The 24,806-nt window shown below is 60.7% G+C and carries 22 protein-coding genes; 15 read left to right on the forward strand and 7 right to left on the reverse strand.

All coding sequences use genetic code 11. From position 1 onward, the window contains the following. The first annotated feature begins 6 nt into the window (after positions 1–6). The 8 genes from bchC (at position 7) to pufM (ending at position 7,399) form a co-directional block, all read left to right on the forward strand. On the forward strand, positions 7–942 hold the full coding sequence (bchC, locus tag ACGHU1_RS08585; RefSeq protein WP_390585786.1) for a chlorophyll synthesis pathway protein BchC: 936 nt from the start codon (positions 7–9) through the stop codon (positions 940–942). Continuing rightward, positions 939–1,928 (forward strand): chlorophyllide a reductase iron protein subunit X, encoded by a 990-nt coding sequence (locus ACGHU1_RS08590; protein ID WP_390585789.1) that lies wholly within the window; start codon positions 939–941, stop codon positions 1,926–1,928. Before bchC ends, ACGHU1_RS08590 begins: the two co-directional genes overlap by 4 nt. Further along, positions 1,928–3,478, forward strand: coding sequence for a chlorophyllide a reductase subunit Y (gene bchY / locus ACGHU1_RS08595; protein ID WP_390585791.1), 1,551 nt, complete (start codon positions 1,928–1,930; stop codon positions 3,476–3,478). Before ACGHU1_RS08590 ends, bchY begins: the two co-directional genes overlap by 1 nt. Further along, positions 3,475–4,947 (forward strand): chlorophyllide a reductase subunit Z, encoded by a 1,473-nt coding sequence (bchZ, locus tag ACGHU1_RS08600; protein WP_390585793.1) that lies wholly within the window; start codon positions 3,475–3,477, stop codon positions 4,945–4,947. The genes bchY and bchZ overlap by 4 nt, the downstream gene beginning before the upstream one ends. Positions 4,948–5,092: 145 nt before the next feature. Then, a complete protein-coding gene (gene pufB / locus ACGHU1_RS08605; RefSeq protein WP_390585795.1) occupies positions 5,093–5,254 on the forward strand; it encodes a light-harvesting antenna LH1, beta subunit in 162 nt (53 codons plus the stop codon). A gap of 89 nt (positions 5,255–5,343) precedes the next feature. Further along, positions 5,344–5,538: a light-harvesting antenna LH1, alpha subunit gene (gene pufA, locus ACGHU1_RS08610; RefSeq protein ID WP_390585798.1), complete on the forward strand. Its 195-nt coding sequence runs from the start codon at positions 5,344–5,346 to the stop codon at positions 5,536–5,538. Between the two features lie 100 nt (positions 5,539–5,638). Continuing rightward, positions 5,639–6,475 (forward strand): photosynthetic reaction center subunit L, encoded by an 837-nt coding sequence (gene pufL / locus ACGHU1_RS08615; RefSeq protein WP_390585801.1) that lies wholly within the window; start codon positions 5,639–5,641, stop codon positions 6,473–6,475. Further along, positions 6,476–7,399 (forward strand): photosynthetic reaction center subunit M, encoded by a 924-nt coding sequence (gene pufM, locus ACGHU1_RS08620; protein ID WP_390585803.1) that lies wholly within the window; start codon positions 6,476–6,478, stop codon positions 7,397–7,399. A gap of 133 nt (positions 7,400–7,532) precedes the next feature. Here pufM and ACGHU1_RS08625 read toward each other — a convergent pair whose 3' ends face one another. From ACGHU1_RS08625 to ACGHU1_RS08655, 7 genes are all read right to left on the reverse strand, one after another. After that, positions 7,533–7,796 (reverse strand): hypothetical protein, encoded by a 264-nt coding sequence (locus ACGHU1_RS08625; protein WP_390585806.1) that lies wholly within the window; start codon positions 7,794–7,796, stop codon positions 7,533–7,535. Positions 7,797–7,869: 73 nt separating this feature from the next. Next, entirely contained in the window at positions 7,870–8,352 is a 483-nt protein-coding gene (locus ACGHU1_RS08630; RefSeq protein WP_390585808.1) for a TspO/MBR family protein, read from the reverse strand. 10 nt (positions 8,353–8,362) lie between these two features. Beyond that, complete coding sequence (locus ACGHU1_RS08635; RefSeq protein ID WP_390585810.1) at positions 8,363–9,559, reverse strand: geranylgeranyl diphosphate reductase; 1,197 nt, start codon at positions 9,557–9,559, stop codon at positions 8,363–8,365. Next, a complete protein-coding gene (locus tag ACGHU1_RS08640) occupies positions 9,556–10,944 on the reverse strand; it encodes a BCD family MFS transporter (RefSeq protein ID WP_390585812.1) in 1,389 nt (462 codons plus the stop codon). Before ACGHU1_RS08640 ends, ACGHU1_RS08635 begins: the two co-directional genes overlap by 4 nt. Next, positions 10,941–11,843, reverse strand: a complete 903-nt coding sequence (chlG, locus tag ACGHU1_RS08645) for a chlorophyll synthase ChlG (protein WP_390585814.1) — start codon at positions 11,841–11,843, stop codon at positions 10,941–10,943. The genes ACGHU1_RS08640 and chlG overlap by 4 nt, the downstream gene beginning before the upstream one ends. Before the next feature lie 212 nt (positions 11,844–12,055). Continuing rightward, positions 12,056–13,483 carry a transcriptional regulator PpsR gene (gene ppsR / locus ACGHU1_RS08650; RefSeq protein WP_390585816.1) on the reverse strand — a complete coding sequence of 476 codons (1,428 nt, stop codon included), beginning with the start codon at positions 13,481–13,483 and terminating at the stop codon, positions 12,056–12,058. Positions 13,484–13,496: 13 nt separating this feature from the next. Continuing rightward, complete coding sequence (locus ACGHU1_RS08655; protein WP_390585819.1) at positions 13,497–14,420, reverse strand: B12-binding domain-containing protein; 924 nt, start codon at positions 14,418–14,420, stop codon at positions 13,497–13,499. Between the two features lie 249 nt (positions 14,421–14,669). Here ACGHU1_RS08655 and bchF point away from each other — a divergent pair, with 249 nt between their 5' ends. Genes bchF through ACGHU1_RS08690 form a run of 7 tightly spaced genes read left to right on the forward strand, consistent with a single transcriptional unit; the run spans position 14,670 to position 24,795 of the window. Continuing rightward, positions 14,670–15,227 carry a 2-vinyl bacteriochlorophyllide hydratase gene (gene bchF / locus ACGHU1_RS08660; protein ID WP_390585822.1) on the forward strand — a complete coding sequence of 186 codons (558 nt, stop codon included), beginning with the start codon at positions 14,670–14,672 and terminating at the stop codon, positions 15,225–15,227. Then, complete coding sequence (locus ACGHU1_RS08665; protein ID WP_390585824.1) at positions 15,224–16,516, forward strand: ferredoxin:protochlorophyllide reductase (ATP-dependent) subunit N; 1,293 nt, start codon at positions 15,224–15,226, stop codon at positions 16,514–16,516. The genes bchF and ACGHU1_RS08665 overlap by 4 nt, the downstream gene beginning before the upstream one ends. 3 nt (positions 16,517–16,519) lie before the next feature. Then, entirely contained in the window at positions 16,520–18,082 is a 1,563-nt protein-coding gene (gene bchB, locus ACGHU1_RS08670; protein ID WP_390585827.1) for a ferredoxin:protochlorophyllide reductase (ATP-dependent) subunit B, read from the forward strand. Then, positions 18,072–21,710: a magnesium chelatase subunit H gene (locus tag ACGHU1_RS08675; RefSeq protein ID WP_390585830.1), complete on the forward strand. Its 3,639-nt coding sequence runs from the start codon at positions 18,072–18,074 to the stop codon at positions 21,708–21,710. Before bchB ends, ACGHU1_RS08675 begins: the two co-directional genes overlap by 11 nt. A 24-nt stretch (positions 21,711–21,734) precedes the next feature. After that, positions 21,735–22,631, forward strand: a complete 897-nt coding sequence (gene bchL, locus ACGHU1_RS08680; RefSeq protein WP_390585833.1) for a ferredoxin:protochlorophyllide reductase (ATP-dependent) iron-sulfur ATP-binding protein — start codon at positions 21,735–21,737, stop codon at positions 22,629–22,631. Then, positions 22,631–23,350, forward strand: coding sequence for a magnesium protoporphyrin IX methyltransferase (bchM, locus tag ACGHU1_RS08685; RefSeq protein WP_390586138.1), 720 nt, complete (start codon positions 22,631–22,633; stop codon positions 23,348–23,350). The genes bchL and bchM overlap by 1 nt, the downstream gene beginning before the upstream one ends. Next, on the forward strand, positions 23,347–24,795 hold the full coding sequence (locus tag ACGHU1_RS08690; protein ID WP_390585835.1) for a BCD family MFS transporter: 1,449 nt from the start codon (positions 23,347–23,349) through the stop codon (positions 24,793–24,795). Before bchM ends, ACGHU1_RS08690 begins: the two co-directional genes overlap by 4 nt. The last annotated feature ends 11 nt before the right edge of the window (positions 24,796–24,806 follow it).

Here is a 24,806-nt window from a genome sequence, read left to right on the forward strand (position 1 = left end):
CGGATCATGAATGCATTGGCTGTCATACTTGAAGGACCGGAGCGCCTCGCGCTGCGGGAGCTTGAGTTGACGCCTGCAGGCCCAGGTGATGTCGTGATCGACATTGCATGGAGCGGCATCAGTTCCGGCACCGAAAAACTGCTGTGGGACGGGCGAATGCCAGACTTCCCCGGCATGGGTTATCCTCTTGTCCCCGGTTACGAATCAATCGGCCGAATCGTCGATGCGGGCAGCGATGTTCGCGGACGGATCGGCGACTGGGTGTTTGTGCCCGGCGCAAATTGTTATCAGGACGCACGCGGCCTGTTTGGCGGCACGGCCAGCCGGTTGATCGTGCCATCGGCGCGCGCCCTGCCAGTGCCAGAACGGCTCGGCCAATCTGGCGTGCTTTGCGCACTCGCCGCAACAGCGCTTCACGCAATCAATGGCGGCACCGCGCCTGACCTGATCATCGGTCACGGCGTGCTGGGACGACTGCTCGCCCGGCTCACCTCGGCATTGGGATCGCCCGCGCCGACCGTGTGGGAAACCAGCGAGGCGCGCCGCGATGGCGCAGCCGGATACACGGTTATCACGCCGGGTGACGATGATCGGCGCGATTACACATCCATCTACGATGCCAGCGGCGATGCCGCGATCATCGATGCCGCGACCCCGCATCTTGCCAAGGGCGGCGAAATCACACTTGCCGGGTTTTACGCAGAGCGGGTCAATTTCGCATTCCCCGCAGCCTTCATGAAAGAGGCGCGGCTGCGCATTGCCGCTGAATGGCAGCCGGGCGATCTGGCGCAGACATTATCGCTGATCGAAAGCGGAAAGCTCGATCTCACAGGTCTCATCACCGATGCGCGCCCGGCCCATGCGGCTGGCGAAGCATATCCGCAGGCCTTCAACGATCCGGCCTGCCTCAAAATGGTTCTCGATTGGAGCGAAGCTGCATGACTATGTTGGACGCACAGACGGAAAGTCTCCGCGACGAAGCCTCGCAGGAACCCGATCCGGTCCATACCGGCGAAGTGACCAGCGAAACGCAGGTCATCGCAATTTATGGCAAGGGCGGTTCTGGCAAGAGTTTTGCCCTTTCCAACCTCAGCTACATGATGGCCCAGCAGGGCAAACGAGTGCTGCTGATCGGCTGCGATCCGAAATCGGACACGACCAGCCTGCTGTTCGGCGGCAAAAGCTGCCCGACCATCATCGAAACATCCTCGAAAAAGAAACTCGCCGGCGAAGAAGTCACCATCGAAGATGTGTGCTTCCAGCGTGACGGCGTGTTCGCAATGGAATTGGGCGGACCAGAGGTTGGCCGCGGCTGCGGCGGACGCGGCATCATTCACGGGTTCGAATTGCTCGAAAAACTGGGCTTCCACGAATGGGGCTTTGACTACGTCCTGCTCGATTTCCTCGGCGATGTGGTGTGCGGCGGGTTCGGCCTGCCGATTGCGCGCGACATGTGCCAGAAAGTGATCGTGGTCGGATCGAACGATCTCCAATCGCTCTATGTCGCCAACAATGTCTGCCACGCGGTCGAATATTTCCGCAAGATGGGCGGCAATGTAGGCGTTGCCGGCATGATCGTGAACAAGGACGATGGCACCGGCGAAGCGCACGCTTTTGCAGAATCTGTCGGCATCCCGGTCCTCACCGCCATCCCTGCCAACGACGATATTCGCCGTAAATCGGCAAATTACCAGATCGTCGGCGTACCCGGCGGCGAATGGGCCGGTTTGTTTGAAACGCTCGCGGTGAATGTCGCCGAAGCGCCCCCGCTACAGCCAACCCCGCTGGATCAGGACGGATTGCTGAACCTGTTCAGCGCCGATCAGACCGGCGGCAACATCGAACTCGTGCCGGCCACCCAGGCCGACATGCGCGGCGGAACATTTGAAGAAAAACCAAGCCTTGAGGTTGTTTACGACGAGATCTGATGACTGACCTGCACTCCTCCGAAGCGGCCCATGAACCGGATCGCACTCCTGACACGCTCGATCTGAGCGGATCAAAAGACGTGGTTGAAGGCGGCTGCTCCAGCACCGGCACCATGAAGGAAGCGGCGCGCGCTGCAGGCAAAAACGAAATTCTTGACCAATACGAAGCCGATTATCCGGTTGGTCCCCATGACCAGCCACAAAGCATGTGCCCAGCCTTCGGATCGCTCCGCGTGGGACTGCGGATGAAACGCACTGCAACCGTGCTCTCCGGCTCGGCCTGCTGTGTGTACGGCCTGACCTTCACCTCGCACTTTTACGGTGCGCGGCGGACGGTAGGATATGTGCCGTTTTCCTCCGAAACGCTCGTCACAGGCAAGCTGTTCGAGGATATCAAGGAAGCGGTCGAGGACCTCGCCGATCCCGAAAATTACGACGCAATCGTCGTCACAAATCTGTGCGTGCCAACCGCCAGCGGCGTTCCCCTGCGACTGCTTAAGAAACAGATCAACGGCGTGCGCATCATCGGCATCGACGTGCCCGGTTTCGGCATCCCTACCCATGCAGAGGCGAAAGATGTCCTTGCAGGGGCGATGCTGAATTATGCCCGCACCGAAGTCGAAGAAGGTCCCGTCGCCGCTCCCAAAGAGCGGTCAGACAGGCCGACGGTCGCGCTGCTTGGCGAAATGTTCCCTGCAGACCCTGTCGTGATCGGGCAAATGCTCGAACCGATGGGCCTTGCCGCAGGGCCGGTCGTCCCGACCCGCGAATGGCGCGAGCTTTATTCCGCGCTCGATTGTTCGCTCGCCGCGGCGATCCACCCGTTTTACACCGCCAGCGTCCGCGAATTCCGCGCCGCGGGCCGCCCGGTCATCGGATCGGCCCCGGTCGGCGTCGATGGCACGACCGCCTGGCTTCAGTCAGTGCGCGACGAACTCGGTATTCCGCAGGCGCAGGCTGACAGCGTGAAGAACGCAATGTCGGCAGCGATCAAGGGCGCGCTTGCTGCCAATCCGATCAAGGGCCGCATCACCGTTTCAGGTTATGAAGGGTCCGAACTGCTGGTGGCGCGCCTGCTGATCGAAAGCGGCGCTGACGTAAGGTATGTCGGCAGTGCCTGCCCTGCGACACCGTGGTCCGAACGCGACCGCGAATGGCTCGAAAATGTCGGCGTGCATGTCAATTTCCGCGCCAGCCTCGAAGAGGATATTGCCGCGGTCGAGGAATACCGCCCCGATCTCGCGATCGGAACCACCCCGGTTGTCCAGCATGCCAAGGCGAAAGCCATCCCGGCGCTCTATTTCACCAACCTGATTTCCGCGCGGCCTCTGATGGGGCCAGCCGGTGCAGGCAGCCTCGCGCAGGTCATCAATGGTGCGATTGGCAACAAGGAACGCTTCGACAAGATGCGCGACTTCTTCGAAGGGGTCGGCACCGCACATGCATCCGGCGTCTGGGAAGATACACCCATCGACCGGCCCAAATTCCGCAAGAAATATGCGGCTCTCAACGAAGCGGCACGCAAAGCGGCCGAGGCGGTGGGCACATGACACTCGTTCTCGATCATGACCGCGCCGGTGGATATTGGGGCGCAACTTACGTCTTTACGGCGGTAAAAGGCCTGCAAGTCATCATTGATGGCCCGGTCGGGTGCGAAAACCTGCCCGTCACATCGGTGCTGCATTACACGGACGCCCTGCCCCCGCATGAATTGCCGATTGTCGTCACCGGCCTCGGTGAAGAAGAGCTGGGTAAAACCGGCACCGAAGGCGCGATGAAACGCGCCTGGCAGGCGCTCGACCCGGAACTGCCCGCTGTGGTGGTCACCGGCTCCATCGCCGAGATGATCGGCGGCGGCGTGACGCCCCAAGGCACCAATATTAAACGGTTCCTGCCGCGCACCATCGACGAAGATCAATGGGAAAGCGCCGACCGCGCGCTGACATGGCTCTGGACGGAATTCGGCCCGAAAAAAACGCCTAAGCCAAAGGCGCGCAAAGAGGGCGAAAAGCCGGTCGTCAACATTATCGGCCCGTCTTACGGCATGTTCAACATGCCGTCCGACCTCGCGGAAATCCGCCGTCTGGTCGAAGGGATCGGCGCAGAGGTCGGCATCGTCTTCCCGCTCGGCTGCCATCTGGCCGATATCCGCCAGCTTGGCACATCGGACGCAAATGTCTGCATGTACCGCGAATTTGGCCGCAACCTTTGCGAAACGCTGGAGCGGCCGTATTTTCAAGCGCCGATGGGGCTTTCGAGCACAACCAAGTTCCTGCGCGCGCTGGGCGAAGAACTCGGGCTGGACCCCGAACCGTTTATCGAGCGCGAAAAGCACACCACAATCAAACCCCTTTGGGATCTGTGGCGCTCGGTCACTCAGGATTTCTTTGGCACCGCCAGTTTCGGGATCGTCGCGAACGATACCTATGCGCGCGGCATCACCCACTTCCTGCAGGAAGACATGGGCCTGCCCTGCACGCTCAGCGTGTCGCGCTGCGCCGGGGTAAAACCGGCCAACGAAGACGTGCGCGCCTCAATCCATTCGAACCCGCCGTTGGTGATGTTCGGCAGTTATAATGAACGCATGTATCTGGCCGAGGCCGCGTCTGGCGGGCCTGCGGGCGCACATGGGCCCAGCACTCAGTTCATTCCGGCCAGCTTCCCCGGAGCTGCCATTCGCCGCCACACCGGCACGCCTTTCATGGGCTATTCCGGTGCGACCTATATCGTGCAGGAAGTGTGCAATGCGCTGTTCGATGCGCTGTTCCACATTCTGCCGCTGGGTACCGACATGGACCGCGCAGACCCAACGCCGACACGCCGCGAACCAGAACTGAGCTGGGACGAAGCGGCCAAGACAAAACTGGATGCGCTGGTCGAGACACAGCCCGTTCTGGTCCGCATTTCAGCGGCAAAACGGCTGCGCGACAGCGCCGAACACACCGCCCGCAAGCGCGGAAATACAACAGTTACCCCAGATTGCCTCGCCGAGGCGCTGCTTGAAGGAGAGACCGCATGACACTGCGCGCATTCTCCTCGCACAAAACGGCACACTGGCATCAGTTTGCCCTGTTACAGGGCTCATCAAATCCACGTGGGGGATCACGCGGGGATGCCGACGGAGGCTTTGCCTCTACTCCAACCAACTATACGGAGACTGACTAATGGTTGATCCGACACCTGGTGAGCGCATTGGCACTCATCTGACGCCTGAAGAGGCCAAAGAAATCCACAAGGGTTTCATGGGTACTTTTGCACTTTACGTGGGCATCGCAATCGTGGCGCACGCGCTTGTCTGGTATGACAAGCCCTGGTTCCCGATCTGATCCACGCAGAATGACTTGCCGATGCCCGCAGTGCAACTGCGCGTGATCGGCTGAACTCTGCTAATTACAAATCTCAAAGGAGTTTCACTATGTGGAACATTTGGATGATATTTGACGTCCGCCGCGTTCTCGTGGCGCTGCACGTCGGCCTGGCTGTTCTGGCCTTTTCGATTCACTTCATCCTGCTCAGCACGGATCGCTACAACTGGCTCGATGACTCGACCACTGGCAATCCTACTGTGACTGCAGTGGTAGAAGCGTCGGAAGCTCCAGCAGCAACCTGACGGCCAGTTAAAGATGCAAGGGGGCAGGTTCGCCTGCCTGCCTCCTACTTCTTTTCGATAACAGTTTAACACCCGCCGATAAGGCGGGAAGGATGGACCTATGGCGCTCCTTAGTTTCGAGCGGAAATACCGCGTGCGCGGTGGAACATTGATCGGCGGCGACCTATTCGATTTTTGGGTCGGCCCGTTTTATGTCGGATTCTTTGGGGTCATGGTGGCAATCAGCGCAGCATTGGGAACGATGCTGATCTTTGCCGCGGCCGCTGAAGGTCCGACCTTGAACCCGTGGCTGATCGACATCAAACCGCCGGCCATTGAAAACGGCCTTGCCTTTGCGCCCCTTTCAGAGGGCGGATACTGGCAGGTCATCACCGCCTGCGCGATTGTCGCGTTTTCGTCCTGGGTTCTCAGGCAAGCGGAAATCTCGCGCAAGCTTGGTATGAGCTATCACATTCCCATCGCATTCAGTGTTGCGGTGTTCGCCTATGTCACTCTGGTCGTTATCCGGCCGGTGTTGATGGGCGCCTGGGGACATGGTTTCCCCTATGGCATCTGGTCGCACCTCGATTGGGTGTCGAACACCGGGTATATGTATGCAAACTTCCACTACAACCCGGTTCACATGCTGGCGATCGCGTTCTTCTTCACGAACTGCCTCGCTCTCGCATTGCACGGCGGGCTGGTGCTTTCGGCGGTGAACCCGTCGGGCGGCACCGATGTGAAAACGCCTGAATACGAAGACACCTACTTCCGTGACTTCATCGGGTATTCGGTCGGTACACTGGGCATCCACCGTGTCGGGCTGGCGCTGGCGCTAAATGCCGGTTTCTGGAGCGCGATCTGCATCGTGATTTCAGGCCCGCTTTACGTTGGCAGCTGGCCGGAGTTCTGGGATTTCTGGAGAAAGATCCCGATCTGGGAAGGAGGGCCGATCTAAATGGCTACCTATCAAAACATCTTCACGCAGATCCAGGTGAAAGGCCCGCCCGAAATGGGCGTGGACCTGCCACCGGGCGAAGACATCCGCTGGCCCTACACCGGTTACAATTACTGGATGGGCAAAATCGGTCAGGCCCAGTTCGGCCCGGTCTATCTCGGCACGCTGGGCGTAATATCGCTGACCTTCGGGTTTGCCGCATTCATGATCATCGGCCTCAACTTCTGGGCCGAGGCCGGGTGGAGCCCGCAGACATTCATGCGCGAGCTGTTCTGGCTTTCGCTTGATCCTCCGGGCCCGGAATACGGGTTTAGCCCGTTCGTTCCATTGAATGAGGGCGGCTGGTTCATCCTGACCGGCGCTTTCCTGAGCATTTCGGTGCTCGCATGGTGGGCGCGCACCTATCGCCGGGCAAGGGCGCTGGGCATGGGGATGCATATCCCCTGGGCGTTTGCGAGTGCGATCTGGCTGTTTGCGGTGCTGGGCTTTATCCGCCCGCTATTGCTGGGCAGCTGGGCCGAGGCGGTGCCATACGGCATCTTCTCGCACCTCGACTGGACCAACAACTTCTCGCTCATCCACGGCAATCTGTTCTACAACCCGTTCCACGCGCTTTCGATTGTGTTCCTTTACGGTTCGGCAGTTCTCTTCGCGATGCACGGTGCGACGATCCTTGCGGTTGGCCGTTATGGCGGTGAGCGCGAGATCGAGCAGATCACCGACCGCGGCACGGCATCTGAACGGGCTGGCCTGTTCTGGCGCTGGACCATGGGCTTTAACGCGTCGATGGAATCGATCCACCGCTGGGCTTGGTGGTTCGCGGTGCTGACAACCTTCACTGGCGGAATTGGCATCCTGCTATCGGGCACAGTCGTCGATAACTGGTATGTATGGGCGCAGGAGCATTACTACGCTCCGAAATAAGCCGCCCGTTGCAGGGTAGAGCCTTAGCCCAGCGCGCGCTCTACCCGTCGGCAAAGAGAAAGCCCGGCACTCGCATAACGCGGTGCCGGGCTTTCTCGTATCTGGTGTATTTCAGGGCAGCCTGCCGAACCGGTCAGTCCGCGGCTTTGGACCGGAACCGGGCGCGCAAATCGACAAGGTGCAGCGGCAGGGACAGCGCGAGCGGCGCGGCGATCCAGTACCACGCCTCCCCCGTTAAAGCTGCGCGCAGGCCCAGCACGATCAAAGCCGCCGGGCCAAGTAAGCCTGCAATCTCGCCCCAATGCCAGCCGCGCACACGCAGCCACACGCCCTCAAGCGCGAGAACAGCAAGGATGAAATCGGCGGCATGGCCTGAGGAAAAGAACGTAGCGATCATTGCGCTGCGTATCGGGAGTGATCGGCGCTGTCCCGACCAGCGCGGCAACACGCGGCCAGACTGCGCCTCGCAATCAACCGAACGGACCGTTCAGCTGGATCACCGACCAGTTCAATGCGCCGGCAATCGACACCCAGACGAGGTATGGCACCAGCAGCAGGCCAGCCAGTTTGGAAAAGCGTCCGCAAAACACGATCAGCACCGCAATGGACAGCCACAGAAATCCCAGCTCCACCATGGCCCAGTCAGGCCGCTGGAGGCGGAAAAACAGCAGGCTCCACGTAATGTTGAGAAATGCGTTGAGCGCGAAAAGACTGATCACCCACTGCGCCAGGCGCGAATCCGGCGCAGCCCTCCACGCCGTTATCGCGGACACAGTGATAAGAGCGTAAACCAGCGTCCAGACAATCGGATACAGCTGGTCAGGCGGGTTCCAGTCCGGTTTCGCAAGGTATTGATACCACGGCCCGAGGTCGGTAATCGTCGCACCCAGCGAAGCGACTATAATCGCTGCGAAGGTCGCAATTGTTACCGGTATGATCCAGCTTTTTCCCATGACAGGGGGTCTAGCGCGTTGCGGCCCTCATTCCCAAGAGGTGTGCGCAATCTTTCAAGAAGATTTTTACATGCGCCATCGGCTTTTTGCGCACGAGCTTTTTGTTCATGTAAGCCTGCCAGGTGAGCTGCTGCACATCCTTGTCATCGCACATGGTCACAAACCGCTCGCGCCGCTTGTCGCTGGAATACCAGAAATACTGCATCAGGCCGAGAATCCAGAAAACTTTGCCATGCTCTTTCATAAAGCGGCTGCGGGCGGTTTTCAGCGCCTTGACCTCGCCTGTTTTCAGAAACGCGCTGGCCGCATCGGCGACAAAGCGCCCGCCTGTCATCGCGTAATAAATCCCCTCACCCGAAGCAGGCGCGACGATCCCGGCCGCATCGCCCGTTACGATCACGTCCTTGCCATTGTCCCAGCGTTTTAACGGTTTGAGCGGGATTGGAGCGCCTTCGCGCCGCACGGTTTCGCAGCGCGTCAGGTCCAGATCGGTGCGCATCTGCGAGACGGCACCGCGCAGGGAGAACCCTTTATTCGCGCTGCCGACACCAATGCTGGCAGTCTCCCCATGCGGGAAAACCCAGGCATAGAAATCGGGCGAGAGGCGGCCCTGATAGAATACGTCGCAGCGCGCGGCATCGAAATCATCGGTGTCGTTATCGGGCGATTTGATGATTTCGTGATAGGCGAAAACACATTTCACCCGTTCCGCGCCCGGCAGGCTTTGCTTTGCCACGGCAGAGCGCGCGCCGTCTGCGCCAATGATGCAGCGTGCGCGGATCCGTTCAATTGGTGCACCGCGACCGCGGCGGAACGTTACGATGGGGTGCTCTTCCTCATCACGCTCGATCTTCTCGAAGACAGCGGTCATGCGCTCTGCGCCAGACATGCGGGCGCGTTCACGCAGCCATTCATCGAATTCATCGCGGTCGACCATGCCGACATAGCCGATTTCGCCGACCGGCATATCGACGGCCCTGCCTGAAGGAGAGATCATGCGCGCGCACCGGGCACGGGCGACCAACAGATCCTGCGGGATGTCGAAATCTTCGAGCATTCGCGGAGGGACCGCGCCGCCGCATGGCTTGATCCGCCCGCCTCGCTCCATCAGCAGGACAGAATGCCCGGCCAGTGCAAGATCGGTGGCGGTTGTCGCGCCTGCGGGTCCGCCGCCAATGACGACAGCATCGTAAAGTGTCTCTGTCATGCGAATACCTCTCGTTCCCTCGTTTTTTCCGTCAGCCGCGCAGACAATACTGCGGGCTGTAAATCGGCGCTTGTCGCGCGCACTGCCAGCACTGCGGCCAACACGAATAGCGCCGCTTCAATGCCGAAAATCACCTGAAATGCCGCGCCGTCGCTGATGAGAATGCGGCGCGCCGCATCGACGCCGAGAGCGCCAACCAATCCGCCCAGCCCGAATGCGATGGCCTGCGCTGCGCCCCACACGCCCATGCGCACGCCTTCACGGGTTTTCTCGCCCGATCCGGCAAGGCCCATCATCGCGCCAATCGCGGCAACCGCGAACAATCCGTTGCAAAATCCGAGCGCGAATACATTCGCAGCCAGCGGCCATCCCGGACCGGCCACGGCGGCAAGCGCCAGGCTGGCGAGCGCCAGTGCAGAGCCTGTGCAGCCGAATACGATCCAGTGGCGCAGTTCCACCGGCAGTCGGCCAGAAAAAGCGCTCCCGCCGATGCCTGCGACAATCATCCCGATGAGCACGCCGCCGCTTTGCATACCGCCCAGACTGGTGGACTCTCCTGGGGTCATGCCGAACACAAGACCTGCGAACGGCTCCAGGATCAGGTCCTGCATATTGAAAGCCATCATCGAGACAAAGATGAACAGCGTGAAGCGCCGCGCAGCTTTCTCGCGCAGTATTTCGAGCAGTGCCTCACGGAAATCGGGAGCCGGTTCCGCTTTCGCCGTGGCGGCAAATGCCTGCGACGCGATCCCGCCGCGCGGCTCGATCCGATAGACAGCAAGGCCGGTTACGGTGATGCAGACCAGCAGCAAACCGGATGCGACCGCCAGCAGCCGCTCTGGCGTGAAGGGATCGAGCAGCGCGCCGACAATGATAGCCGATACGACTATGCCCGCCACCATCATGATCCACGTTACCGCAGCGGCAGGAGCGCGCCGGTCAGGTGCAACTCCGGATGCAAGGAGCGCGAGCGCCGAAGTGCCGCTTGCTCCGACGCCTATACCAACCAGTGTGTAGGCCGCGACGCCAATTGTCATTGCGAGCGCGAAACTGCCGCTCATCATAATCGTGCTTTGCACCGCGAGGATCGCTCCAAACGCCAGCACCACAATCCCGCCGAATATCCAGACCGATCGGCTGATGCCTTTGCCCGATGCCTTGTCGGACCCGTGGCCCCATAACGGACGGCACAGCTGCACGGCATAATGCCATCCGACCAGCCCTGCAGGGATGCCCGCGATTAACGCGTATTCGACCACCATCAACCGGTTGAGGACGGTCGTGGTCAGCATCACTATTGCCGCGATAGATGCCTGCACCAATCCGATGCGCACAACTGCGAGCCAGCCAAGTCCGGTGAATTGAGGCACGGCGGGTTGGCTCATAGATAGCCCCCCAGCCCGAACGCGGCCGCGAGCATACCGAGCACATACAGCGTCACACCGACCGCGTTATACCACGGCGCATATTGCTTGGGATTATTCAAGAGGCGCGGCATCGCTGCAAATTGCGCAGCAAGGACGACACCGACGAGCGCGGCGGAAATGTAATGGCCCCAGATCGACAGCAGCACGATGACGGCGACCTGCGCCAGCGCCATAATCGCGCAGGCATAACGGGCCGCGCCGCTAACGCCCAATGTTACCGGCAGTGACTTCAAGCCGGTTTCGCGGTCGCCCTCAACCGCCTTGAAATCGTTGAGGGTCATGATCCCGTGCGCGCCGATGCTGTAGAGGGAGAGCACGATCAGCACCTGCGCCGATGGCAACGCACCCAGCATGACAGCCGCGCCGGTGAACCAGCTCAGCCCTTCGTAAGTAAATCCGACCACAGCCGGTCCTGTCCAACCGCTCGTCTTGAAACGGAAAGGCGGCGCGCTGTATGCCCAGGCGAGCGCCAGCCCAACCAGTCCAGCAATAAACACCCATAAGCCAAGCATCCACGCGACCGCCGCCGAAACCAGCGTGCCGATAATCGCTATATAAAGCCCCCAGCGTCCGGCGATCCGGCCTGATGGGATCGGGCGGTCTGGTTCATTGATCGCATCGACATGGCGGTCAAACCAGTCATTCACCGCCTGGCTGGTCCCGCAAACGAGCGGTCCGGCCAGCAGGATGCCTCCGACAACGAACAGCCAGCGGCCATCAATCGCCGCGCCTGACGAAATCGCGCCGCACATGAACGCCCACATGGGCGGAAACCAGGTAATCGGTTTGAGAAGCTGGACGACATCGCGCAGCGCCGGAAACGGCACGAGGCGAGTCGGTTGCGCGGAACGTTCCATGAGGAGAAGTTATGTCTGACAGAGCAAAGCGTCAAATAAATTTGACACTCTTGTGCCTGACATGTGCAAAAACAGGGCAAAATTGGCCTGCAATGCCGATTACCGGAGGAAAAAGCTTACAGTCGAGTGTCTCGGCAAACTGACCCTTGGCCGGAAACGCGTGATAATTTGAGTGATTTATGCGCCGATCCGCGAACCGATTGGCTGCGAAACTAGTCCGCGTCGGGATCGGATGGCAGGTTGCCGAGACCGTGACGGTGAAGTTTTGAATAGAGGCTTTGGCGTGAAAGCCCCAATATCTCGGCAGCCGATGCGCGGTTGTCCGAGGTGTAGGTGAGCGCCGCTTCGATACAGAGCCGTTCAATCAGATCGGTCGATTCCCGCACGATGTCTTTCAGCGACATGCGCCCCACCAAATCGGTCAACTGCTCGACCGAACGCGGCAGATCCTCCGAACCGGGCGGCAGATCGCGCAAACGCCTGCCGATCGGGCGGATCACAAATCCATAGAGCGAGTCCTCACCGCTGCTGCGGACCGCCGATAATTCGACCGGTTCGCCTTCCATGTCGCCGCCGACCTGCAACACCGTGCTGACATTGCGCGCCGCGCCGTGCTGGTCGATTTGCCCTTCAATAAGGTCGAGATCGATGCCCGGTCGCCCGATGGTTTCGGACAGGTGCCGTCCGCGCAGCTGATCGACGCTGGCCGCATGAACCAGTTCGACAAAAGCATGGTTTGCGCTGACAATCTCAAGATTGGCATCGGCCATGACAAAAGCGTCCGGCATCCGGTCAATCAGATCGAACAGCGGGGCTGGCGCCTCGGGCTGCGCATCGCCCAGTGGCACCAGGCGCAAAAGCAGAAACTGCCCGCGATCCTGTGTGAACCCGGTGATCGATGCAGTGACCGCGCGGCTGCCCTTGGCGAGTTTCAACTCGATTGGCGCGGTGCCTTCTGATGCAATCGCAGATCCGGCGAGCGCGTGGAGCGCATCGCGTGAGTTCTTGTCTATGACACTTGGCAATTTCTTGCCCTGCAGCGTGCCCATGCGGCTGCCGGTCATGGTGTGCGCCGCCGGGTTGGCCTCGCGGATGCGAAGCGTCGATGCCTCAACCACCAGCACCGCTTCGGACGAGGAATCGAACAGCATCCGGTACCGCGCCTCAAGCTGGCGCATGCGCAGATAATCGCGTTCCAGTGATTGCTGTACTTGCAACAAACGCTGTTGCAATTTGCCCGCTTCGCGCAGGTCACGGCCAAACGCGATGCGGTGCTCCCCGCCATTGACGCTGAGCACGGAATACCGGATCGGTACGTCACCTTTGTGCGTGGGATGGTTGACCTGCCGCCAGTGCTGCACCTCTGCACGGCGGGCGGCGGCCAGCATTTCCATGACTTTCGGGCGGCTTTCCTCAGTGACCGTTTCGATCCAGTTGGTGCCGACCCAATCGCCAAATTCAGGGAAGTCGGACGGGTCGAATGCCGCATCCAGAATGGTGCCGGTATCGTCCAGAACCAGTGTGACATCGCCCGCCACCATTGCCAGCTTCATAGCGGCATCGGCGTCGAGAGTATCGAACAATTCGGCGGCTTTCCCGAACGGGTTTTTACCTTCGATACTGTGCTTACGTGTCAGCATTTATGGTCCCGGTTCAACGCATTGATTGCGCCCGCACTGGCGATGATCGGACCAGTCTTCTGGCCTCCTCTAGCGCAGCACGTGCGTCGGCGCCGGTCCCATCGGCTCCCACTTGTGAGACGATCGACTGGTCTTGGTTGACCAGCCTTCCGCCGATTAAAATCACCAAATTTTCGTTGGCTGAAACGCTGCGCATCGCCGTAATCAGGCTGGAGATCGCGGCGCTAGGGCAATCGCGAGATATGGTCAATCCTGCCACATCGAAGTGACTCTTGGCCAATCTGTCGAGCAATTCCCGGCGCTCCGGCTTTACAATGGCTTCGCTATACCAGCCGGCTTGCGAGAAAACTTCGTCAATCATCAGCGCGCCGAAACTGTGCTGATCACCCGGCATAGATGCAAAAATCGCACGTCTTGCGTTACTTGCATCGGACAGGCGGCCAACCGGAGCGCGCGACGATATCTCCCGCATGACCTCCTGAAGCCGCCACAATCCCATCGTCACATCGATGAAATCGCACTCGTCAGCTTCCCACATTTCGCCAAGTTTTCGCGCTGCCGGAGCGAGCAAATCGATGTAGATTGCATCGACACTGACGCCTGCGTTGATGAAGTTATCCACTTCTTCGACCAGATTCGCCGCCTCGAGTCGCAATGGCAACGCGGCAAAGGCGTTGGCATCGGATGGGGCGATACCAATGCCGTGCGATTTGGTCTCTGCGGGTCCGCTGGCGGCGTGCGCCATCAGCAACCGCGGAATGATTTCGCCTTCGATAATTGAGTTAATGGAATCGTCGGAAAGAGGGGACGCGTGATCATTATCTGCGGTCGAGGCGGCCGCCTCATCATGGCTTAGCCGAGCGAGCGGATTGGCAATGACTCTACGCAGCGCAGCCTGACCAGCCTCAATCACGCCCTGCCCCTTGTTGCTAGCCATCTGACCCTCCCAACTTCCCGGTCCGCAATGCCGGGAACGGCGCAGATTGCGTCGCTGCTGACTGATGCGAAGATATTCCGCCAATTTGCAGCCAGCGACTCTGCCTTACGCCTTTTCGTCTGAATGAGCAACGAAACAAGCTTTTGCGGACAAAGATGTCAAGTTTGCTATACGTCCAATTTATTTGACACCTGTCTAAAGGTAGGCGTATCAATGCGACTCATAGAGAGAAAGGTAGGTCTCGACGGGATGACTCGGCAGGATCATGTATCCGCAGTCGCCTCCTCAGCTGAGACGCTGCAGGCGGACGATAATAAAGCGACAGAAGGCGGGCTGTATTCAGCTGCCGAACGTCAGCGCCGGGACGAATCGGTCTGGACTGTTGTTCAGGGCGTGCTCGCGCCGCTGCAATTCCTCGTATTCACCGCCAGCCTTGTTCTGGTTATCCGTTACCTGATGACCGGCGAAGGCGCGTTTGCTGCCGACAGTTCGATCGTTCTCAAAACACTCGTGCTTTACACCATCATGATTACCGGCTCGATCTGGGAAAAGGTCGTGTTTGGAAAGTGGTTGTTCGCCCCGGCCTTCTTTTGGGAAGACGTGTTTTCAATGCTCGTCCTTGCGCTGCACACGCTTTATCTGGCGATGCTGTTCGGCGGGTTTGGTACAACGGACCAGCGGATGATCGTCGCGCTCGCCGCCTATGCAGCCTATGTCATTAATGCGGTCCAGTTCATCCTGAAACTGCGGGCCGCACGGCTCCAGATGGCGCAGCAGCCCATGCAGTCCGCCGCGGTGGCCGCATGAACGCCGTCACGCCTCTTCCCGGTTGCTCCAGCAAGCCTACGCAATCCGAACGTCCGATCCTGCGCGAGCGCGGACAGCGTGAGGTTTTCTGCGGACTGACCGGCATCGTCTGGCTACACCGCAAGATGCAGGATGCGTTCTTCCTCGTCGTCGGATCGCGCACCTGCGCCCACCTGCTGCAATCCGCCGCCGGAGTGATGATCTTTGCTGAGCCGCGTTTCGCAACCGCGATCATGGAAGAGCGTGATCTGGCCGGAATGGTCAATTGCCAGGACGAGCTTGACCGCGTGGTCGGCCGCCTGCTGGAACGCCGCCCGGATATCAAAACGCTGTTCCTTGTCGGTTCGTGTCCTTCGGAAGTTATCAAGCTGGACCTTGCCAAAGCGGCTGAACGGCTTGGCGCGCAGCATATGCCTGCGGTGCGCATCCTCAATTATTCCGGCAGCGGGATCGAGACGACCTTTACCCAAGGCGAAGATGCCTGCCTGACATCGCTTGTGCCAGAAATGCCGGCGAGCGCCGCCGATGCGCCGCAGGAATTGCTGATTGTCGGATCGCTTCCCGATATCGTCGAAGACCAGTTCATGCGCATCTTTGCAGAGCTGGGCATTGAACGCGTCGGCGCGCTGCCGGCCCGCAATGCGCGTGACCTGCCATCGGTCGGTCCGAATACGCGGTATTTGCTCGCACAGCCCTTCCTCGCTGAAACGGCGATGGCGCTGGAAGGGCGCGGGGCCAAGCGGCTCGACGCGCTGTTCCCATTCGGGGCGGAGGGCACGACCAGCTGGCTTCAGGCGGCTGCCAACGCATTCGGCATCGATGAAATGCATTTCAACCGCGTCATCGCGCCGGGCCGCGAACGGGCGAAGCGCGCAATCTCCCATGCCAAGGCGCAGCTAGAGGGCAAGCGCATCAGCTTCCTGCCTGATTCGCAGCTCGAAGTGCCGCTGGCCCGTTTCCTCGCGACTGAACTCGATATGATACCGGTCGAGGTGGGCACACCTTATCTGCACCGCGCACACTGCGCGCAGGAACTCGACTTGATCCCGCCATCCGCCCGCATAAGCGAAGGGCAGGACGTCGATCTCCAGCTCGACCGCGTGCGCGCTGACCGCCCCGACCTTACCGTATGCGGCCTCGGCCTTGCCAACCCGCTGGAAGCCGAAGGGCTTTCAACGAAGTGGGCGATCGAACTCGTGTTCTCACCGATCCACGGTTTCGACCAGGCCGGCGATCTTGCCGAACTTTTTGCACGGCCGCTGCGGCGCCGTGACATGCTGGAGGTATAGGCGATGCAATTATCCGTCTGGACCTATGAAGGCCCGCCGCATGTCGGTGCAATGCGCGTCGCGACTGCGATGGACAAGCTGCATTATGTGCTGCACGCGCCGCAGGGCGATACCTACGCCGACCTGCTCTTCACCATGATCGAGCGGCGCGGCAAACGTCCGCCCGTCACCTACACCACATTCGAAGCGCGCGATCTGGGCAAGGATACAGCCCAGCTGTTCCAAAACGCCGCGCGCGATGCAGCCGAACGGTTCAAACCGCAGGCGATGATCGTTGGCGCGTCCTGCACCGCAGAACTCATTCAGGATGATCCATGCGGCCTGAGCGAGGCGATGGACCTGCCATGCCCCGCAATCCCGCTGGAGCTGCCAAGTTACCAGCGCAAGGAAAACTGGGGCGCTGCCGAAACGTTTTACCAGATCGTCCGCAATCTGGCGGACAAGACCATCGTGCGCCCGGACCGCGAAGGCCGCGCGGCGCGCGCCAACATCCTTGGCCCGTGCGCGCTGGGTTTTCGCCACCGCGACGACCTCGTCGAAATCCGCAAGATTCTGGACACGCTGGGCGTAGAAGTAAATCTGGTGGCGCCGCTCGGCGCAACGCCGGCGGACATCACGCGGATCGGCGCGGCCGATTTCAATATCGTTTTATATCCCGAGATTGCTGACGAAGCGGCTCGCTGGCTCGAAAAGACATTCGACCAGCCGACCGTGCGCAGCATCCCTATCGGTGTGGGGGCCACACGTGCTTTCATTACCGACGTCGCCGAGTTGGCAGGTGCAGATCCCACGCCTGCCCTCGGCGACACCCATTCAAGAATGCCCTGGTGGAGCCGTTCGGTCGATTCGACCTATCTGACCGGCAAACGGGTATTCATTTTCGGCGACGCCACCCATGCTGTCGCGGCTGCGCGGATCGCGCGTGATGAGCTGGGCTTCGAGGTTTGCGGGCTCGGTTGTTACAACCGCGAATTTGCCCGCGGAATCCGCGCCGCTGCAAAAGAGCACGGTGTCGAGCCGCTGATCACCGATGACCATCTCGAAGTTGAAGACGCGATTATCGAAGCCGCGCCCGAAATGGTGCTGGGCACGCAGATGGAACGCCACATTGCCAAACGGCTGGGGATGCCGTGCGCGGTGATCTCCGCACCCGTCCACGTTCAGGATTTCCCGGCACGCCACTCACCCCAGATGGGTTTTGAAGGCGCCAACGTGATCTTCGACACGTGGGTCCACCCGCTTGTCATGGGTCTTGAAGAGCACTTGCTCACCATGTTCCGCGAGGATTTTGAGTTTTCCGACGAAGCAGGCGCGTCGCACCACGCCGCCCATTCGCCGCGCGCTCACAGCACCGCAGCCACACCGCAAGAGCCAGTGCAAGAACTCGCCGTTCCCGCCAATGACGGCACCGCATGGACGAGCGAGGCCGAGCGCGAACTCAAGAAAATTCCGTTCTTCGTCCGCGGCAAGGCGCGCCGCAATACAGAGGCATTCGCAGCGGATCAGGGCCGCGCCGAGATCGACCTCGAAACGCTTTACGATGCGAAGGCTCACTATGCCCGCTGAAACACCCGCCTCGATCCTTGCGCATCGGACCACGCCGGTCCGGGCTGTCATCATCACGCTCGACAACCATCTGAAAGGTGCAGTCGAACGCGCTAGCAAGCAGCTGGGCGAGGAAAAAATCGAACTGACCCTGCACGCAGCGTCCGATTGGGACCGCGATGCAGCCTCGCTTGATGCGGCCAAGCAGGCCATCGAAGAAGCCGACATCGTGATCGCCTCCATGCTGTTTCTCGACGATCACTGCCGCGCGATCATGCCGACACTCGAGGCGCGGCGCGAAGATTGCGATGCGATGGTGTGCCTGATGTCGGCGGGCGAAGTTGTGAAGCTGACCCGGATGGGCGGCTACCGCATGGATGCCCCTGCCAAGGGGCCGCTCGCGCTGCTTAAAAAACTGCGCGGCCAAAGCGGAAAAGGCGGCAAACAAGGCGCAAGTTCTGGTGCTGGCCAGATGAAGATGCTGCGCCGCCTGCCGAAAATCCTCAAATTCATCCCCGGCACCGCCCAGGATGTGCGCGCCTATTTCCTGACGATGCAATATTGGCTGTCAGGCTCAGACGAAAACGTGATTGCCATGGTGCGCGCGCTGATTGACCGGTACGCCGCTGGTGAACGGGCCGGTCGGCGCGGCATTACCAAGGCTGATGCACCGCTGGAATACCCTGAAACCGGGGTTTACCACCCGCGCACCAAACAGCGCATTTCCGAAAGCCTGCGCCTGCTGCCGCGTGACAAAGCGCCTAATGGCACGGTCGGGTTGATCCTGTTGCGATCGTACCTTCTTGGCCATGATAGCGGCCATTACGACGCTGCGATTGCTGCGTTTGAAAATGCTGGCATGAAAGTTGTGCCGGTGTTTGCCAGCGGTCTGGATGCGCGGCCCGCTATCGAAAAATTCTTTCTGGACGATAAAGGCGCACCAGTCGTCGATGCGATCGTCAATCTCACCGGATTTTCACTCGTCGGCGGACCGGCATACAATGATGCCGAGGCCGCGCGCGAAATTCTGGGCCAGCTGGACGTGCCGTATCTGGCCGCCCATGCCATCGAATTCCAGTCGATCGAGGAATGGCGTGCACGCCCGCAGGGCCTGCTTCCGCTGGAAGCCACAATGATGGTCGCTCTGCCCGAACTAGACGGGTCCACCGTGCCTAGCGTTTTCGGAGGCCGCGCCGGTGATGGTCCCGTCTGCAATGGCTGCGAACGAAAATGCGAGCGGCCCGCTTCCGACAATCTTCGCCCGATGCAGGGCTGTCCCGAACGCGCAGAGGCTTTATCCGCGCGCGTTGCCAAGCTGATCCAGCTGCGCCGTAGCGAGCGGGCGACACGCAAACTGGCTGTTGTGCTGTTCAACTTCCCGCCGAATGCCGGTGCCACCGGAACAGCGGCGTTTCTGGCCGTATACGAATCGCTCCACGCAACGCTCCTCCGGCTCAAGGCTGAGGGATACAGCGTCGATGTTCCAGAGACCGTCGATGCGCTGCGCGAACAAATTCTCACAGGCAATGCCGAACGCCACGGCGCGGATGCCAATGTCGCGGCACGCATTCCGGCGGACGAGCATGTGCGTCGCGAAAAACACCTCGCCGAAATCGAAGCGCAATGGGGCCCTGCTCCCGGCAAACAGCAAAGCGACGGCGGCCATATCCAGGTGCTTGGCGCACAGTTCGGCAACATCTTCGTCGGCATTCAGCCCGCTTTCGGCTTTGAAGGCGATCCGATGCGCCTGCTGTTCGAGGGCAATTTTGCACCGACCCACGCATTTAGCGCATTCTACCGCTGGATCCGCGAAGATTTCGGCGCGCAAAGCGTCCTTCATTTCGGCACGCATGGCGCGCTTGAATTCATGCCGGGCAAACAGGTCGGCATGACAGGAGATTGCTGGCCGGAACGTCTGATCGGCGACCTGCCCAACCACTACCTCTATGCAGCCAACAACCCGTCTGAGGGTATGCTGGCAAAACGCCGGTCTGCTGCGACGCTGGTCAGCTATATGACGCCGCCGCTCGCGCAGGCGGGCCTGTACAAGGGGCTGACCGAACTGAAAGCTAGCGTCGAACGCTGGCGGCTGACGCCTGACGATGCGAGCGGCGCCGCCGAGCGCGCCGATCTGGCCGGCATCATCCATGACCAGTGCGACGCGCTCGACATCGAATGCGGCGATATCGGTGATCTGACAGTGCGGCTTTACGAACTGGAAGAAACACTGATCCCGCACGGACTGCACGTGCTTGGACGCAATCCGTCAGGGGCGCAGCGCGAAGACATGCTGGACGCCATCATGGAGGCCGCCACCGAAGATACCGGCGACCGCGCGGCTTTGGGCGAAAAGCTTGATGCCAGCGATGAACTGGGCGCGCTGATCCATGCGCTGGACGGCGGATATGTCCAGCCAGCGCCCGGCGGCGATATCGTTGCGAACCCTGATGTGCTGCCCACGGGGCGCAACATCCACGGCTTCGACCCTTTCCGCATCCCCAGCGCCTATGCCTGCAAACAGGGCATGGAACAGTCCGAGCGTCTGATTGCGCGCCATGTCGAAGGCGGCAAACCCTTCCCCGAAAGCATCGCAATGGTGCTCTGGGGCACAGACAACATGAAATCCGAAGGCATCCAGATCGCGCAGGCGATGACGCTGCTGGGTGCGCGTCCGCGGCGCGACAGCTATGGCCGGCTTTGCGGTGCGGAACTGATCCCGCTGGAGGAACTGGGCCGCCCGCGCATCGACGTTGTCATGACGCTATCGGGTATTTTCCGTGACCTGCTGCCGCTGCAAACACGCATGCTGGCAGAGGCGGCGCTGCTCGCCAGTAAGGCGGACGAACCGCTAGAGGCAAATTTCGTGCGCAAACACACGCTCGCCCATCAGGCCGCACATAATTGCGATCTGGAAATGGCGGCGCTGCGCGTCTTCTCCAATGCAGAGGGCGCCTATGGCGCCAACGTCAACCAGATGATCGATGGCGGTGTGTGGGCCGATCCCGATGAACTGGCCAATGCGTTCGAGATCAACAAAGGCTTTGCCTACGGTGTTAACGGCGCGCCGGTCCAGCAGCGCGAATTGCTGCAAAGCGCGCTGAAAGATGTGGAATTTTCCTATCAGAACCTCGAAAGCGTCGAAGTCGGCATCACCGATCTTGACCAGTATGTAGACGGTCTTGGCGGTGTCAGCCGATCAATTTCCCGGGCCAAGGGTGAGGACGCGCCCGTCTATATCCTCGACGCGACACGCGGCAGCACCAAGGTGCGCACGCTGGCCGAACAGATCGACCTTGAAACGCGCACCCGCACGCTCAACCCGAAATGGTTCGAAGGCATGCTGGACCACGGGTTCGAAGGGGTGCGCCACATCGAAATTCACGTGACCAACACGCTGGGCTGGTCGGCCACGACCGGGCAGGTGCAGCCGTGGGTTTACCAGAAAATCAGCGAGACTTTCGTCCTCGACGACGAAATGCGCCGCCGCCTTGCCCAGCTCAATCCGAAAAGCTCCGCCCGCGTGGCGAACCGGCTGCTGGAGGCATGTGACCGCCAGCTGTGGGAGCCAGATGATGAAACACTCGCCGCCTTGCGCGAAGCCAATGACGAGCTCGAAGACCGCCTCGAAGGCGTCTTCGCAGCAGAATGAAATTAGACAGAGGGATCTGACGCCATGAACTTGCAAACACCCAATTCGGCATTTACTCCGCCCGACGGAGAAGGATCAGTTCAGGTCCAGCTCGATCCGAGCGACAAGATCAAGGGCGCAAAGGTTTTTGCCGTCTATGGCAAGGGCGGGATCGGCAAATCCACGACCTCGTCCAACCTGTCCGCCGCGTTTTCCAAACTTGGCCACAGGGTGCTCCAGATCGGCTGCGACCCCAAGCATGACAGCACGTTCACGCTCACCAAAAAGCTGATGCCGACCGTGATCGACGTCCTTGAAACGGTCGAATTTCACTCCGAGGAATTGCGGCCCGACGATTACATGTTCGAAGGGTATAACGGCGTCATGTGTGTCGAGGCCGGCGGACCGCCTGCTGGCACTGGCTGCGGCGGGTATGTCGTGGGTCAGACCGTCAAGCTGCTGAAACAGCACCACCTGCTCGAAGACACCGATGTCGTGATTTTCGACGTTCTGGGCGACGTTGTATGCGGCGGCTTTGCAGCGCCGCTGCAACATGCCGAGCGCGCACTGGTGGTTGCCGCCAACGATTTCGACAGCATCTTTGCCATGAACCGCATCGTCGCGGCCATAGCTGCGAAGTCCAAGAATTACGACGTGCGGCTCGCCGGAGTGGTGGCCAATCGCAGCCGCGAAACCGACGAGATCGACCGGTTCTGTGACGAGATCGGGATGCAGCGCCTCGCGCATTTCCGCGATGTCGATGCGATCCGCCGTTCGCGCCTCAAGAAATGCACCCTGTTTGAAATGGGCGACGATCCCGAAGTGGTCGCCGCGCAGGACGAATATCTGCGTCTCGCCGCGATGCTCTGGGCCGGGGTCGATCCATCGACCGCGCAGCCGATGAAGGACCGCGATATCTTCGATTTTCTGGGATTTGAATGATGGCAACACGCTCACCTTCCCCATACGAAGCCGGTCCTTATGCGGAGCGCCGGGAGGCGCTTGCGACCTATTTCGACAGCACTGCGCGTCAGGCGTGGATTGACCTGACATCGAACGCGAAAGTCAGCGGCATCCGTGCAACCGTGCGCGCCGGCCGTGATGAAATGCGCGCGACTTTGCTTGATTGGCTCCCCGCTGACCTGCGCCGGACAAAGGTTCTGGATGCAGGCTGCGGCACAGGCGCACTGGCGATATCAGCTGCGTGCCGCGGAGCCGAAGTTACCGGCATCGACGTTGCAGGCGGATTGGTTGAAGTGGCCAAAGAGCGCACGCCCAGCTTCATCGGGCATGGCCGGATCGACTGGATGGCGGGCGACATGCTCGACCCATCGCTTGGCACGTTTTCGCACACAGTCGCGATGGATTCGCTGATCCATTACGCGCCAGAGGATTTGGTCGATGCAGTCGGCGAGCTGGGTGAGCGGACGACGCGCTCGATTCTCTTCACCTTTGCACCGCTCACCAGATTGCTTGGTGCAATGCACACGGTCGGAAAAGTGTTTCCCAAGAACAACCGTTCGCCCGCCATCGTGCCTGTATCCGAAACAGAGCTGCGCGCGCGGCTGGGCCAATTGGCCGACTGGAAAATCGGCCGCACACGGCGCGTCTCCAGCGGGTTTTACACCAGCCAGGCGCTTGAACTGGTAAGGCGTGGATGAGCACCTCGCCCCGCCCTTCCCCCAAAGGACCGGCGTCTTTTGCCGGGCTTGCGATGGCCATGCTGCCATTCGCAGACGCGGCGAGCGCCGACCTGCCTTTGGGCAGGTTGCTGCGGCTGGCGCTGTTCCAGTTCAGCGTAGGGATGGCGACCGTTTTGCTAAACGGCACACTCAACCGGGTGATGATCGTGGAGCTGGGTGCCCCTGCGTGGATCGTCGCGACTTTGATTGCGGTGCCGCTGCTGGTTGCGCCGTTTCGCGCATTGATCGGGCACCGTTCCGACACGCACAAATCCGCGCTGGGATGGCGCCGGGTGCCCTACATCTGGTTTGGCACCATGCTGCAATTTGGCGGGCTGGCGATCATGCCGTTTGCGCTTTTGCTGTTTGACGAGGCGGATACGTTTAACCTCGGCATCGTCGCTGCTGCGGCGTCTTTCCTGATGACGGGCGCCGGTTTCCACGTGACCCAAACCGCCGGCCTCGCGCTCGCCACGGACCTCGCGCCCGAAGACAAGCGGCCCCGCGCGGTCGCACTGCTTTATGTCATGCTGCTGATCGGCATGATGTTCTCCGCTTTTGTCATTGGCGGCCTGCTGATCGAATTCAGCCCGACCCGCCTTGTGCAGGTCATTCAGGGTGCAGCTGTGCTGACCATGGTGCTGAATGTGACCGCGCTCTGGAAGCAGGAAGCCCGCAATGTCGAGGCGACCGCGCCGAGCAGGCAAACGCCTGACTTCCGCGAGCTGTGGAACGCTTTTGTAAAGGACGGCCGCAACGCCCGCTTGCTTACGGCCATCGGCATCGGTGCCGCTGGGTTTGCGATGCAGGACGCGCTGCTTGAACCATATGGCGGCGAAGTGCTGGGCCTGTCCGTTGGCGCGACGACCAGTCTGACCGGAGCATGGGCGCTCGGCGCGCTCGCCGGGTTCATGCTTTCAGGCCGGATGCTTTCGCGTGCAGGCGATCCGCTGCGGATTGCCGCGCTGGGCCTGGTGATCGGAGTGATGGCGTTCATCGTGATTCTCTTCGCACCGGCATTTGCTTCTCCCGCGATGCTGTTTGCCGGATCGGCGCTTATCGGACTGGGCCTTGGATTGTTTTCGGTCGGCACTCTGATCGAGGCGATGAACTTGGCCGCAAACGCAACCGCTGGCCTCGCGCTGGGTGCATGGGGCGCGGTGCAGGCAAGCTGCGCTGGATTGGGCATCGCGCTGGGCGGTGCGATCCGCGACACGGTCTCCGCCATCGTGATGAGCGGCGATCAAACCGCCGCCGTAGCCACACGGGCAACCGGGTACACCACCGTCTACATACTTGAAATCCTGCTGCTTCTGGCAGGACTCGCCGCGATTGGGCCGCTTGTCGGCAGTGGTCGCAGATCAGCCACCAATTCCGGGGAAAGCAATGGCCAGCCGTTCGGCCTGCGCGAATTCCCGACCTGAATGCGGCCTGC

Source organism: Erythrobacter sp. MTPC3 (assembly GCF_042854385.1).
In the GTDB taxonomy this organism is placed as follows: Bacteria; Pseudomonadota; Alphaproteobacteria; order Sphingomonadales; family Sphingomonadaceae; genus Erythrobacter.